Source organism: Streptococcus halitosis, assembly GCF_003143695.2.
Taxonomy (GTDB): Bacteria; Bacillota; Bacilli; order Lactobacillales; family Streptococcaceae; genus Streptococcus; species Streptococcus halitosis.
The window spans coordinates 732501-747410 of sequence record NZ_QEMY02000001.1 but is presented as its reverse complement, the minus strand read 5'-3'; the positions used below and the strand labels follow the sequence as shown (position 1 = coordinate 747410).

General features: G+C 38.6%; 12 protein-coding genes and 1 pseudogene (1 of these 13 cut by a window edge). 3 read left to right on the top strand and 10 right to left on the bottom strand.

Translation table 11 applies throughout. The features are described from left to right. Nucleotides 1-115: 115 nt before the first annotated feature. The 9 genes from DB729_RS03705 to DB729_RS03665 all read right to left on the bottom strand — a co-directional run bounded on the left by DB729_RS03705 (nt 116) and on the right by DB729_RS03665 (nt 11257). Entirely contained in the window at nt 116-1636 is a 1521-nt protein-coding gene (locus DB729_RS03705) for an ABC transporter permease/substrate-binding protein (protein WP_049489594.1), read from the bottom strand. Continuing rightward, nucleotides 1629-2357 (bottom strand): ATP-binding cassette domain-containing protein, encoded by a 729-nt coding sequence (locus DB729_RS03700; RefSeq protein ID WP_000575225.1) that lies wholly within the window; start codon nt 2355-2357, stop codon nt 1629-1631. The genes DB729_RS03705 and DB729_RS03700 overlap by 8 nt, the downstream gene beginning before the upstream one ends. Before the next feature lie 72 nt (nt 2358-2429). Beyond that, nucleotides 2430-2873 carry a MarR family winged helix-turn-helix transcriptional regulator gene (locus DB729_RS03695; protein WP_000872571.1) on the bottom strand — a complete coding sequence of 148 codons (444 nt, stop codon included), beginning with the start codon at nt 2871-2873 and terminating at the stop codon, nt 2430-2432. 144 nt (nt 2874-3017) lie between these two features. Then, complete coding sequence (locus DB729_RS03690; RefSeq protein WP_008289123.1) at nt 3018-4211, bottom strand: O-antigen ligase family protein; 1194 nt, start codon at nt 4209-4211, stop codon at nt 3018-3020. 132 nt (nt 4212-4343) lie between these two features. Continuing rightward, nucleotides 4344-5786 carry a sucrose phosphorylase gene (gene gtfA / locus DB729_RS03685; protein WP_109290208.1) on the bottom strand — a complete coding sequence of 481 codons (1443 nt, stop codon included), beginning with the start codon at nt 5784-5786 and terminating at the stop codon, nt 4344-4346. Nucleotides 5787-6068: 282 nt separating this feature from the next. Beyond that, nucleotides 6069-6902, bottom strand: coding sequence for a carbohydrate ABC transporter permease (locus DB729_RS03680; RefSeq protein ID WP_000711267.1), 834 nt, complete (start codon nt 6900-6902; stop codon nt 6069-6071). A 16-nt stretch (nt 6903-6918) separates the two neighbouring features. Next, complete coding sequence (locus DB729_RS03675; RefSeq protein WP_001007695.1) at nt 6919-7791, bottom strand: carbohydrate ABC transporter permease; 873 nt, start codon at nt 7789-7791, stop codon at nt 6919-6921. Between the two features lie 18 nt (nt 7792-7809). After that, nucleotides 7810-9060 (bottom strand): extracellular solute-binding protein, encoded by a 1251-nt coding sequence (locus DB729_RS03670; RefSeq protein WP_000872428.1) that lies wholly within the window; start codon nt 9058-9060, stop codon nt 7810-7812. A 31-nt stretch (nt 9061-9091) separates the two neighbouring features. Beyond that, complete coding sequence (locus DB729_RS03665) at nt 9092-11257, bottom strand: alpha-galactosidase (RefSeq protein WP_109290217.1); 2166 nt, start codon at nt 11255-11257, stop codon at nt 9092-9094. A 107-nt stretch (nt 11258-11364) separates the two neighbouring features. On the opposite strand from DB729_RS03665, the gene DB729_RS03660 reads away from it, so the two are divergent. Both DB729_RS03660 and birA read left to right on the top strand, forming a co-directional pair. After that, complete coding sequence (locus tag DB729_RS03660; RefSeq protein WP_007517401.1) at nt 11365-12225, top strand: AraC family transcriptional regulator; 861 nt, start codon at nt 11365-11367, stop codon at nt 12223-12225. Continuing rightward, on the top strand, nt 12222-13160 hold the full coding sequence (birA, locus tag DB729_RS03655) for a bifunctional biotin--[acetyl-CoA-carboxylase] ligase/biotin operon repressor BirA (protein WP_109290209.1): 939 nt from the start codon (nt 12222-12224) through the stop codon (nt 13158-13160). The genes DB729_RS03660 and birA overlap by 4 nt, the downstream gene beginning before the upstream one ends. A gap of 104 nt (nt 13161-13264) precedes the next feature. Here the strand turns inward: birA and DB729_RS03650 are convergent, their stop codons facing one another. Beyond that, nucleotides 13265-13969, bottom strand: coding sequence for a hypothetical protein (locus DB729_RS03650; protein ID WP_033584252.1), 705 nt, complete (start codon nt 13967-13969; stop codon nt 13265-13267). Between the two features lie 223 nt (nt 13970-14192). Between DB729_RS03650 and DB729_RS03645 the strand changes: the two are divergent. Then, a pseudogene (locus DB729_RS03645) lies at nt 14193-14910 on the top strand (transposase) (it continues 320 nt past the right edge of the window).

Genomic DNA, 14910 nt, shown 5'->3' with positions numbered 1-14910 from the left:
TTGAAAGACATTCAGTAACTCTAATATCAAAAAAGCCCAGACGACATTGTCTGAGCATTCTTTTATCTAGTTGTTTAAGGGAGTTGAGTTCAGTATGTTTAAAGTCTCTGCCCCATCATTTCTTCAACAAGCCTTGTTCTTGTAGAAATTCTTTGGCTACTTGTTCTGCTGACTTGCCTTCAACACCGACTTGGTAGTTGAGCTGGCTCATCTGGCTTTCCGTGATTTTACCTGCCAATTTATTGAGAACTGGCTCCAACTCAGGATGTTTCTTGAGAAGAGCTTCTTTCATGAGTGGGGCCCCTTGATAAGGTGGGAAGAGTTGCTTGTCATCTTCCAAGATCTGCAAATCATAACGCGCCAATTCTGCATCCGTCGAATAGGCATCTGTGATTTGAATATCGCCTGACTGAATTGCCTGATAGCGAAGAGCTGGCTCCATGGTCGCTACGTTGAGATTGAGACCATACATTGATTGCAAGCCCTTATTACCATCTTCACGGTCATTAAACTCGAGTGTAAAACCTGCCTTCAGCTGCCCTTCTACCTTTTTCAAGTCAGAGATGGTCTTCAAGCCATATTCTTGAGCAATTTTTTTCGGAACAGCTACAGCGTAGGTATTTTGATAAGACATAGGTTTTAGATAGGCCAGATGATCCTGTTTGGCAATGCCATCACGCGCCACCTGATAAACCTGATCTGGCTCATGACCTACCTTGGGTGATGGCTGAAGCAAACTTTCAGTCACCGTACCAGTAAATTCAGGATAGATATCAATATCCCCTTTTTTCAGAGCTTCATAGAGGAAACTTGTTTTCCCAAAATTCGGTTTAACAGTCGCAGTCATACTGGTATTTTCTTCAATCAGCAGCTTATACATATTGGCCAAAATTTCTGGTTCTGGACCCAATTTCCCAGCAATCACCAAGTTTTCTTTCTCTTTTTGAGCCAAGAGGGCTGGACTATAAGACAGACCAAGCAATATGGTCACCAAGGCAAAACCAGAGAAAATCGTCCGCAATTTTGCTTTTTCCATCACTTTTAGCAGGAAGTTAAAGGCAATAGCCAGCACTGCAGAAGAAAGGGCCCCAATCAAAATCAGACTGGTATTATTGCGGTCAATTCCCAAAAGGATAAAGGAACCCAGTCCCCCTGCACCAATCAAGGCAGCCAAGGTCGCCGTACCAATGATCAAGACCGCTGCCGTCCGAATCCCAGACATAATGACAGGCATGGCAAGTGGAATTTCAAACTTCTTGAGACGCTCCCATCTAGTCATCCCAAAGGCAATCCCAGCCTCTTGTAGACTTGGATCAATTCCCTTTAGCCCAGTGATGGTATTTTGCAAAATTGGGAAAATCGCATAAATCACTAGTGCTGTCAAAGCAGGCAAGGTCCCAATTCCCATCAAGGGAATAAAGAGTCCCAACAAGGCCAGAGACGGGATAGTCTGGAAAATTCCTGCAATCTGCAAGACCCAGTCCGCCATCTTTTCATGATAACGAAGATAAACAGCCAAAGGAATCGCGATAAAAATAGCTAGTAACAAGGTTAAAAGTGACAACTGCAAATGTTGAGATAGAGCTGTTACCCAATCACCAAAACGATCCTGAAAAGTTGATATCAAATTAGTCATGAACACTACCTCCAAACAAGTCTGCTACAAAGTCCGTTGCAGGAGCTTTTAAAATGGTCTCAGGGTTCGCCACCTGACGAATCTCTCCGTCCTGCAAGACAGCAATACGGTCACCTAATTTCAAAGCTTCATCCGTATCATGGGTCACAAAAATCGTTGTCATCCCAAACTCTTTATGCAATTCTTTCGTCAAAACCTGCAACTGTTTTCTCGAAATGGCATCCAAGGCTGAAAAAGGTTCATCCATAAGCAAAATCTTAGGCTGACCAATCATAGCACGAACAATACCAACCCGTTGCTGTTCTCCGCCAGATAGTTCACTAGGAAGTCGATGTCCATACTCAGCCACTGGTAAACCAACTTTAGCCAAAAGCTCTTCTGTTTTCTGAGCAATTTCTTCCTTGCTCCAGCCCTTCATCTCAGGAATGAGGGCAATATTTTCCGCAACCGTTAGATTGGGAAAAAGAGCAATGGCCTGTAAAACATAACCAGTAGAAAGACGAAGTTCCCGCTCATCATAGTCTTTGATGCGCTTGCCATCCATATAAATATTTCCATCAGTTGGTTCCAAAAGACGGTTAATCATCTTGATCATGGTTGTCTTACCAGATCCAGATGGACCAACTAAAACCATGAACTCCCCATTCTCAATCCGTAAATTGACATCTCTCAAAACATCTTTTTCTGTGTAGCGTAGCGCTACATTTTTGTATTCAATCATTCTTTGTCCTCAATTTAAAATTTTCCTCGGTTTGTCAAGTTACCAAACTTTTAATAACTAATTTACCCCATTCTAAACCTCATTTTCCTGCTCTTTCAGATTAGCCAAAATTCTTTCTTGAAAACCTTCAAACTGACGAATTTCTTCCTCTGAAAATCCTTTGTAACAGATAGTATCCAATCTCTGACTGACACGTTGCCCAACTTCTTTCTGGGACTTGCCCAACTCTGTTAAAACTAAATACTTCTTACGCTTATCTTCTCCACACGGACTGACAGTTATAAGATTTTGCTCCTCTAACTTTTTTATCATAGTCGTCAACGTATTATTAGCAAGCCCAGTCGCAAGCGCAATATCTGTCGCAGTTGCACAGCCCGTCTTACTATTCCATAAAACCGCTAAAATCTTTCCCTGCTCACTCCGATAAAGAGAGTCAGGGTCTTGTCTCAGTAACTTTTGAAAAAGCCGCCCATTCAACAAACGAATATGATGGGCTACCAAATGACAATATTTCATGAAACCTCCAATTTATTTCTATATCGATACGAATAAAAAACATTATAATACTTATTATTCCAATTGTCAACTATTTCGATTTAGAACTAATTTTTCTCAGTAAAAAATCTCCTACTCAAGGTAGAAGATTTCAATCTTATAAACTTAATCCGTCATGTCTGATACCAAGGTTCGACGCTCCAATGGAATACTGCACATAACTAACAAGAAAATGAAACCTGACTGAATCCAGAAAAGGGCCAAGTCAAAGATTCCATGCACAGCAACCACTGTAAGGAAAGATAGATAAAGACCGATAATTGGACGTTTCCCCGACTCCTGACTCATATCCATCATCAAACGAACAGGAGCAACAGAAGACAAAGCTAATAAAATGGTTCCCACAATTCCGTAACTCAGAATCGTATCAATATAAAGGCTGTGAGCATGTTCATGATAAGGAGCATTTATCCGAGGATAAGAGTGCATATAGGTCAATGGCCCCTCCCCCCAAAAAGGATTTTGCTTAAACAAGGCCATCCCAGCATCCCAGATAGAAATGCGTTCTTCCATAGAGGAATCTAAAGTCCCCATCCGAACTCCCAAATCACTAGAAAAAAGGAAACTCAAGCCAATCGCAAAGACCCCGATACTAAGCCAAAAGGCCTTCCAGTTTTTAATGGTTGTAAAGAGATAAATGATGGCTCCAGCGATAATAGCAGGAAAGGCAGTTCGATTTTGAGTAAAGTTCAATCCAAAGAGATTAACAAAGCCTGCAATCACACAGAATACCTTCAACCAATTCAACTTGGTCGTTGTAAAGAGATAGAAGGCAATCATGATACAGAAACAACAAATAATTCCATAGTAATTAGGATTAAAAAAGGTCACTTCTGCCCGATTCTGATGCCATACCTGCATATTGGGCGAAAGAAAGGCATAGTTAAATTTCTTTACAATTTGGAAATGCTCCAAAGTAGCAAAAGCCGCAGAGAGCACACTACCAAACAAGATTGTCTGCAGTATCAGTCGAAAGAAAGCATGTGTCAGACGTTTCTGGTAGAAACTAAAGAAAATGAGGAAGAGAAACATCAGTAAAGATGCAACCAATCCAAGCCAGTTCTTAGCGACGATAGAGATGATACTACTGTAGGCAATAAAAAAGAGAAGTACAGGATGTTTGGCTAATCCTTTGATAATTCCCTTCATCTCCCCAGTAACAAGTAAACCTATCAAATATAAAGCAAAGAGGGCTAAGAACAAATAAAAAGGTAAAAAGATACTTATGATCATCAAATACAAAAAGAAATCTTTTTTCGAAAGCCCTCTTATCTTATCCAGTAATCCAATTGATTTCAAAACGGATCCTTTCTGTTCTGGATTTCTCCAGAAGATAAATGCTAAACTATCTTTATATTCTACCATTTTTTCCGTCATTTGGGAACAATGAACACGTTTTCACAACAAAAAAACTCTTTCATTAATATAGCACTAGAACTGAATTTTTCTGCCGTTTTCCACTACTTGATAGGTCTGACTTTGTAAATCAATTTCTGCTACTGCTGTTACGGACTTGTCTTTATTTTGACGTTTGATTACAATGCTGTGAGCTGTTGGTGTTTCCACCTCTATAGTTCCTTCTAGATCAAAGGCCTCTGACCGATTACGGAAAGAAAATAGATTGAGAAGGGCCTTCACCACAGGACGTTGAACTTCTTCTGCTATTTCCTCATTGCTATAGTAATGACGATTAATATTTCGACCTTCTTTGGTTTCTTCTAACAATTTCAAGTCATTTTTTCCTGCTAATAGACCCACATAGTAAACCTGAGGAATGCCTGGAGCAAAAGCTTGAATCAGACGAGCTAGGAAATACTTGACATCATCATCTCCAAGCGCAGAATAGTAGGTTGAATTGATTTGGTAGATATCTAAATTGTTATACTCGGCACTAGAGTACTTCCGTTTGACATTCGCTCCAACCTTATAGAGCTCATTTGAAGCATAGTCAATTTCCTCATCGGTCAGGATATCCTTGACATCCACCACTCCAATTCCATCATGGGTGTCTAGTGTCGTAAATTGCTTCATCGGGCTCATCTTTAACCACTTAGCCAAACGTTCTGTTCTGGAACTGTAAAGAGTATAAAGGGTCACCATTGGAAGGGCAAAATCGTAAACATAGTAATCATGGTCCGCTATTTTAAACTGAATCGAATAGTGTTCATGAATCTCAGGTAAGAGCTCTGTCCCATACTCAGCAGCGACATCTCGAACTTTGTCCAATAAATTCCAAATATCTGGTTCCACAAAGAAATCATTGGTATCCAATTTCTTCACTGCATAAGCAAAGGCATCTAGACGAATCAAGTCACACCCGTTACTTGCTAGATGTTGAATCGTCTTACGGATAAATGCCATCGTTACTTCTTTGGTCACATCAAGATCAATCTGCTCCTCACCAAAGGTATTCCACAAATGTTCTACTGAACCATCTGCAAAAAGAATCTCTTGCTTTGGTGCACGATCCTTACGCTTGTAAATTAAATCTACATCAGCTTGTGTCGGACGATTTTCCGGCCAAAACTTGTCCCAGTTTAAAAAGAGATCTTTAAATTCACTAGCTTCATGTTTTTCTTGATAGTCCTTATAATATTTAGATTGGCGAGAAATATGATTAATCATAAAGTCAAACATAAGATAATATTTCTCACCTAAACGCTTAACATCCTCCCAGTCACCAAACGCTGAATCCACTTCATCATAGTCAACCGGTGCAAATCCACGATCACCTGTTGATGGGAAAAATGGTAGAAGGTGAACTCCTCCAATAGCATCGCCAAAATGTTCTTCCAAATTCTCATACAAGTCTTTAAGATTATTTCCAAGACTGTCTGAGTAAGTAATCAACATAGTTTTATTTTGAATGGTCATAGATGGTCTCCTTTTTCTGATGAAAGCCAAGTCTTATATGACCTGGCTTCGTAAATGAAAGATATTTTTAGATTTTTGTTCAGTACTAATATAGACTGCAAGCAACTAAGTACTATTTTCTTGTTTTCTACATAGAATTGTCAACAAGCTGAACCGTTCCTTTGTATCTTAATTGAACACGCCCTAAGCTCTGTGTGAAAAAGATGAATCTTCCAAGAAGCCAAGGCTTCTTATTCAGATTCCCTATTTTCACTGTGAGCTTTTAACGGGCTTTGTATCTTGTTACTTCACTGCCCCGTTACTCATTCCTGAAATGATATGTTTTTGGAAGATGAGGTAGACAATGGTTATCGTTACAATTCCCACAATATAAGATGCAAAGCTTGGGCCATAGTCATTGAAGTACTGACCTTGATAGTTGTATTGGAAGAGAGGCAAAGTCCACATCTTGGAATCCTTATTCAGAATCAAAAGTGGCAACATAAAGTCATTCCAGAACCAGAGGGCATTGATAATCAAAGTTGTCGCATGCATGGGCTTCAACATTGGAAAAATGATTCGACGATAAGTTGTAAAACGATCAGCCCCATCAATTTCTGCAGCTTCATCTAAACTATCTGGTATACTGATTTTAATATAACCAACATACAAGAAGAGAGTCTGTGGAATAGCATAAGTTAAGTAGAGTATTACTAGCCCCCACATATTCGCTAGACCGAGTTTACTCATCATAACTGTGATGGGAATCATAATCACCTGAAATGGAACAAATATCCCTAAGATCAAGAGCGAATACATAATTGCAAAGGCTTTTTTCTTGGACATATTTCGAGCAATGGAATAAGCTGCAGCTGGTATAAAGAAAGCCACTACAATCAATGATAACACCGTAATAACTGCTGAATTCCAGAAATAGCCTCCAATTCCATCCGAAATCAATCGTTCATAATTACTCAACGTAAAAGGATTGGGCAAACTAAAGAAATGATTCATGATATCCTTAGTTGTCTTGAAAGAACTAAATACTGTTACCAACAAAGGAACAAGTATAAGAATACCACCGACTATCAAGAGGACGTATTTCCAAAACTGATTCAATTTTTCTTCTTTTTTCATGTGTAGGACTCCTCTATTAGATTTCAAATTTCTTTGATAGCTTGATTTGGATCAGAGAAACAATTCCAATAATTAAGAATAAAATCAAGGCAATTGCATTCGCATATCCATATTGATTACTCTTGAAAGCATAGTTGTAGACTAAAAGTCCAAGAGACGTTGTAGCATTATTTGGACCACCACTCGTCAACGCAAAAATTTGGTCAAAGGCTGTCAAACCAGACTTAAGAGCCAAGATAAAAACCATTGAGATCGTTGGCAGTAAATAGGGCAATTCAATCTTCCAAAAAGTTTGTTTACTGGTTGCACCATCAATTGATGCTGCCTCTAAAATATCAGTTGGAATACTCTGAAGACCAGCAAGAAAGAGAATGATTGGCATAGCTACTCCTTGCCATAGAAGAACAAAAATAGTTGCCACTACCGCTCCGACAGGTGTCCCTAATAGACTCTCTTGTAAAAAACTAATTCCTAAAATTTTTCCAATCGTTGGAAGCCCATAGTTGAAGAATTGTTTAAAAATCAAGGAAACTGTCAAACCAGATAAAACAGCCGGGAAAAAGAACCAAGCTCTAAAGAAGGTCCGCCCCTTCATCTTAGAATTTAAGGCTCGTGCCACAACCATCCCAATCGTAATCTCTCCAATAATCAATGCCAGAGTTAAAATCAAAGTAAAGGATATGGCTGTGAAGAATTTCCCATCAATCATCAGTAATTTGTAGTTATTTAAACCAACAAATTTATAATTATAGGTCAATCCAGTCCAGTTAGTCAAACTATAGAAAGCACCTTGTACCATTGGAAAGTAAAAGAAGATAGCTTGTAAAGCAAGCGGGATGAGCAAAAATGTCCAACCCCAGTATTTATTTAAAAATTTTCGAATAGCCATATCATCTTAACTCCTATTCTAGTCCAAATCTGCCTTCATTGGATTAAAGAAAGCATTGAGATTGTTTGCCATATTTTTCAGATTTTTATCCATCAGGTAACCTGCACTTAGATTAAAAAAGTCTTCTTCAGAGTTCCAGCGTTGGCCCAACCAAACATAATGTTTGTCCGTAAAAGCCAGTTTAGAAATAGCTGCAAGCGCTGAATCTTCTTTTTCCTGTATACCTTTCACCGCAACTGGTGATCCATCTATATCATAGTATGACTGCATAGCTTTTGGACTAGTCATATAGCTGATAAATTCTTCGGTTTCCTTAGGGTGTTTGGTAGTAGCTGAAGTTGATAATGCCATATCCCCTGCACCAACAGTGACTTCTTTTCCTACTTCTTCTCCAGGAAAGGCAAACATCCCCACCTCAAATTTTGGATCCTGTTGATTAATTGCGGCTAATGCCCATGATCCTTGTGGCATCATCAAGGCTTTTTCACTCGAAAATGCTACCACCGCATCATTATAAGAGGCACCACGCCAACCATCTTGAGCATTATCTGCTAATAAATCGAGTCGTTCTGCATCTGCTTTTAAAATAGCATCATCTGCAGAGATTGCGTTTGGTTTTGAAAAGCGAAGGTAGTTATTAGCCGCGTCTCCACTACCTGTAAGAGTAATGAGAGAAAGTTGGTGGTAACCATTTAGTGTCCAGCCTTCATTGCCTGCAACTGCAAACGGAGAATGCCCACTATCTTTTATCTTTTTAACAATCTCTTGAAACTCTTTAAAAGTCTTCGGTTCCTCAAGTCCTAATTCTTTAAACTTTGTTTTATTGTAATAAATTCCATAAAGGTTAGCCGTTAAAGGCACACTATAAACCTTGTTATTGATTGCATACTTTTCGGCATAGTCATTCTTGATGTTCTCAAGATAGGATTTTCCTGTCATATCTGCAAAATAACCTGCTTTTGCCCACTCCTGAAAATCCATATTTTGAGGATAGATATTAATAATATCTGGAACATCTCCTGATAAAATCCGAGTCTTCAGAACAATTCCAGCTGCGGGTACTGTAGTCAGCTTCACATCAATATTAGGGTGTTCCTTTTCAAAATCATCCACTATCCTTTGCAAGGTATCTGCCATCTCGGTCTTCTGGTTAAAAAACTCAATCGTTACCTTACCATCAGCTGGTTGATTGCTCTGACCACAAGCCACTAGACCTAGTAAACTTACCCCAGCTACTAAAAGAAAACCTGCTTTCTTATACCATTTCATTGGAATGCCTCCTTAATAAATTTATACGCTTTTAGTATAGTCTTTTGAATTTATACTGTCTACTCAAAAAATCTCCTGGCGATAAGGTAACAGTTAAACCTGCATACATGAGCTCTGCACCCGAGTAAACAATGTTTGTCCCTTCCAGCTCATAAAGCCCTTCCACCTCTAAGTCTTTCAGTTTCAAGGTGGTTTCCATTGTTTCCACAACTGATAGGACTCGGACGTAGGTTACAATCGTTTGATTTCCATAGTTAAATTGTACAGCTACTTCATTGGATGCAGCATCGGGATTAATTAACCTATACTGATTTCCCAACTGGACTACTGGTCGCAATTCTTTATACAAGTTCACCTGATTAGCGATCTCAGCTTTCTCCTCATCTGATAAACTTGTCAAATCAAGCTCATAACCCAGATTTCCCATCATGGCTACATGGCCACGTGTTTCTAACGGTGTCTTTCGTCCCATCTGGTGATTCGGTACTGCTGACACATGAGCCCCCATAGAAATGGTTGGATAGAGATAGGATGAACCGTATTGAATTGGTAAACGTGCAATGGCATCTGTATTATCACTAGCCCAGACTTGTGGGAAATAGCGCATCATACCAAGATCATTTCGTCCACCACCACCAGAGCAGGACTCAAAGAGAATATGGCTATGCTTCTCTGTCAGATAAGAAACGAGTTCATAAAGTCCCAGCATGTACTGATGAGATTGCATCTGTGTCTCTAGATAAGTTAAGCCATTTCCTAGGTTAGTGATATTGCGGTTCATGTCCCATTTGATGTAGTCAATCTCATGATAAGATAGGAGTTCATCTAAGACATTTTTCAAGTATTCTACTACCTGAGGATTGGCAAGATTAAGTACTAATTGATTTCTAGAATAGGTATGCTCATAGCCAGGAACCTGAATGGCCCAGTCAGGATGTTTGCGATACAAATCGCTATCAACAGAAATCATCTCAGGTTCTAACCAAAGGCCAAACTGCAAACCTCTGTCATGGATAGCTGAAATCAAACTTTCTAGGCTTCCACCCAGTTTTTCCTCATTAACAACCCAATCACCTAAAGCACGATTATCATCAAAGCGATTTCCAAACCACCCATCATCTAATACAAAAAGTTCTATTCCAACTTTCTTAGCTTCATCAGCTAATTCTAACAGTTTTTCTCTCTGAAAGTCAAAGTAGGTAGCTTCCCAGTTATTGATTAGAATTGGACGCTCTTTTTTAGAAAATTTACTTGGCATAATGTGCTTAAGTACAAAATTCTGACTTTCATGACTAATACCAGTTAATCCCTTATCTGAATAAGTCACTAAAGCTACCGGTGTTTCAAAGTCTTCCTCAGGATCTAACTTCCAAGAAAAGTTTTCTGGATTAATGCCAATAGCCACTCGAACTTCATTCAGTTGATTCTTTTGGACAAAAGCTTCGAAGTTTCCACTATACAGTAGTTGCAGAGCAAACACATTCCCAGCATCCTCTGTAACTCCTTGATCACATAATAGAAGAGCTGGTGTTTGAGCATGCCCAGAAGCTCCACGGTTCGAACTAATCGAAAAGATTCCTTGCTCTACCTGTTGACGTCGAACAGTCTTTTCACGAGCATAAGCTCCCTGTAAAGTCACTATTTCGTAAGCTGCAGCAGGAAAATCAGCCATAAAAGAAAAGTCCTTATGAATGACAACTTCCTGATTACTATTATTCTCCAATTTGCTGTAACTAGCAATTGTCGCATCATTATCAAAAGCAGTATAATACAAAGTCAGACTAAGTTTAGCTTGAGGATCTTTTAAAATCAAGACAAGCGTCTCTGTATCATCCATGCTGTGAGGAGAAGGTAAGCCCTGTGGACCATTCTGACCTTTTAAAATCTTTGCTTCTACAAATCGAAAGTCTGTTACTTCAGTTGCATCATGTTGAACCTGTAAAGTTGGTTTTCTAAAGTCACCCAAACCATGTTGCCCAAAAATTTGACGTTGCGTATCCAAACTAAAGGTTCGATTAGTAGCTGTTGGATTACCAGAAAAAGCATGATCGCGTTCATAAACACTATTAGAACCTCCATAGTTCTTAATAGTCTTTCCTAAATGTTTTAATAATAAGAACCCATCCCTATTTTCAATAATCAAACTTAAATCTTTACTCTCAACGTAAAATAGATTATTCTCTATCCGAATTCCCATAACTTGTACCTCATCGATTTCCTGATAAAATTTTAGCAAATAAAAGCGCTTTCTAAAATAGAAAAATGTCTCTAAAGTATGGTAAAATGTTAGGTAGGAGGTGGCCCATGCTCGTTTTTTCAGAATACCAGACTGGAACAATTGATCTTTCTCTTAGCTTCTACGGTTATGAAGAATGCACGCCTAACTACTCTTTTGGCCCAGCTATTCGAGATACCTATGTACTCCATTACATTACTAAAGGAAAAGGTCAATTCCATTATAAGGGGAAAATTGTTGATTTAAAGGCAGGAGATTTCTTTTTACTAAAACCAGATGAATTAACATTCTATCAAGCAGATAGCCAGGATCCTTGGGCTTACTACTGGTTGGGGATCACTGGAGGGAGGGCACCTGACTACTTTGCTCTATCTCAAATTTCTGATCAATCCTACCTCATCCAGTCAAATAACTGTCATACACAAACAACTGCAAAACTCATCTCAGATATTGTCCGCTTCGCTCAAATAACAAAATCAAATGAATTGGCTCAACTCCACATTATGGGACAACTCCATGAACTAATGTTTCATCTAGGAACGATTGCTCCCAATCAGAAAAAAGAGAATATTTCATCAACCCACCAGCTCTATCTTGACTGCAAACGATTAATTGATAGTCACTATCCACAATCGCTCACCATTCAAGATTTAGCAAAAGAGCTATCGGTTCATAGAAGTTACTTAACTAGTGTGTTTAAAGAATTTCACCAACTCTCTCCAAAAGAGTATTTACTTTTCGTTCGAATGAACCGTGCTCAACAGTTACTAGAGCACACCAATGAAACGATCAAGGTCATTGCGTATTCTGTGGGTTTTTCAGATCCATTACATTTCTCAAAAGCCTACAAGCAGTTTTTTCATAAAACACCTAGTCAAACTCGAAAAGAATACTCTCATTCCCTCTCAGCTAGAAAGGAAAATCAATGAAATCACACCAACTAGTCTACCAAATATTAGCTAGAGAAAACGATTATGTTAGCGGAGAAAAAATCGGAGAAGAACTGAATTTAAGCCGCACGTCCATATGGAAAGCAATCCAACGTCTTCAACAAGAAGGCCTAGAAATTGACAGTATCAAAAATAGAGGCTACAAGCTTATTCAAGGCGATCTGATATTACCTGATTTGATTCAAGAGAAAACCAACTTAATCGTTCACTACAAGCCTGAGACCAAATCAACCCAAACAGATGCAAAAGAAGGAATTGAAGCTGGAAACAAAGGAAATACACTCTATCTTTCAACCTGTCAAACAGCAGGTCGTGGCCGCTTTCAGCGCCCCTACTATTCTCCATCTCAGGGAGGCATCTATATGTCCCTGCATATTCAACCAAACCTTCCCTATGAAAAGCTCCCATCCTATACTCTCCTTGTAGCTGCTGCAGTCTACAAAGCCATTAAAAACCTAACTATGATAGAAGTAGATATCAAATGGGTAAATGACATCTACTTTAAAAATAAAAAAATAGCAGGTATCCTCACCGAAGCGATGACATCAGTTGAGACAGGGGTGGTTACAGATGTCATTATCGGTGTTGGAATCAACTTTGCCATCAGCGATTTTCCCAAAGAGATAAAAGAAAAAGCTGGAAGTCTCTTTACACCACCAGCTCCTATCACACGAAACGAACTAATCTCAGAAATTTGGCGTTGTTTCTACCAAACAGCACCCGAAGAACTACTCTATCTTTATAAAGAACACTCTCTTGTTCTAGGAAGAGAGGTCAGTTTTATCCAAGATCAGACTGAAAAAAAAGGAGTCGCCAAGGACATCTCCGACAAAGGACAACTCTTTATCCAGCTTGATGACCAGACAGAAATCTGGCTCAATAGTGGTGAAATCTCACTCACTAGCTGGACTTAACAAACAGCACTATATGATGTCTAGAATCTCATCTAGCAAGCATATAGTGCTGTTTGAATGTAGAAAGTAACAGATATATAAATAGCTAGCTTCCTATCAACAATTTACAGGTGGATAGCTTTTGAGGCATTCTTTTTATATGCCGTGCTATGTACCAAAGAAGCTCCATAGCAGTGATTCTCATATTCAAGCATAATCAATGGCAACGCAAAAACTTTAACAGCATATAAAAGCAGCCAAAACATAAAGATTTCAGCTTTTATATTCACCAAATTTTTACTAAACATCTCGTACAAGAAGCATGCATTTAAAGCCATATTGAAGAGACTTGCCAACGTTGCTAAGACTATATTGGTTTTCAATTTTGGATGATAATATTTAGCCACATATAAGGCCAATAATGAAATATTATAAAGGCAAATCGGTTGATAATTTTCTCTATAAATAACCAGCGTCTTACGATTATAGAACAGGAAACCATGAGGTCCACGATGATATTCATTGATCCAGACATGGCTAAGACCTCTAATCTCATCCCAAGCTACAAATAAATCAATTTTTCTTAGATAAATCCCTTTTTTATAAATCGAACATTTCCATTTAAACAAGAAAGATAGAAGAAAAGTAAGGAGTAAAACCGCAACTGTAACAATCTTCAACTCCCCTTGCCCGATAATCAAGGATAGGTTAAAAAAGCGAATTTGCGCTTTTTTTGCATCTAAGATCATTGAAATCACAGTTAGAAATACTACAAAGATAAATAGTATAAATCTATAAAAAATACTATGAAATTTTACTCCATTTTCCATCTCGATTATCCCCCAGCCACTTAAAGTCCCTAACCTTAGTATACCACTAAATCTAGTCTATTTATGATTTTTTCTAATATGAAAGTTACTGAAACAGCATTAGATAATAGAGCTCAATAATATTTGTAGTAGGTAAATCCACTATGGAGATTATGTAGCCTAGAAAAAAAGTCCCAATGACCTATAATGAAAAGCGACTAAACAACTCATTAGAAAGATTCATATGGAACAATTACATTTTATCACAAAACTACTCGATATCAAAGACCCTAATATCCAAATTATGGATGTTGTTAATAAAGATACCCACAAGGAAATCATCGCTAAACTCGACTACGACGCTCCATCTTGTCCTGATTGCGGAAATCAAATGAAGAAATATGACTTTCAAAAATCATCTAAAATTCCTTACCTCGAAACAACTGGTATGCCTACCAGAATTCTCCTTAGAAAACGCCGTTTCAAGTGCTATCAGTGCTCGAAAATGATGGTCTCTGAGACTTCTCTCGTCAAGAAAAATCATCAAATCCCTCGTATCATCAACCCGAAAATTGCTCAAAAGTTGATTGAAAAGACTTCTATGACCGACATTGCCCGCCAGCTTGCCATTTCAACTTCAACCGTCATTCGAAAGCTCAATGACTTCCGTTTTAAACATGATTTTTCTCGTCTTCCCGAGATTATGTCTTGGGATGAGTATGCCTTCACTAAGGGAAAGATGAGCTTTATTGCTCAGGATTTTGAAAAGCTCAATATCATCACTGTCCTTGAAGGCAGGACACAAACTATCATCCGAAATTACTTTCTGCGCTACGAGCGAGCTGTTCGTTGTCAGGTGAAAATCATTACGATGGATATGTCTAGTCCCTACTATGGACTTGTCTAAACAGCTTCGCTTTCGAATTTCTAGGCTCAGGCTGAAACAGTCTCCCAGATTGTTT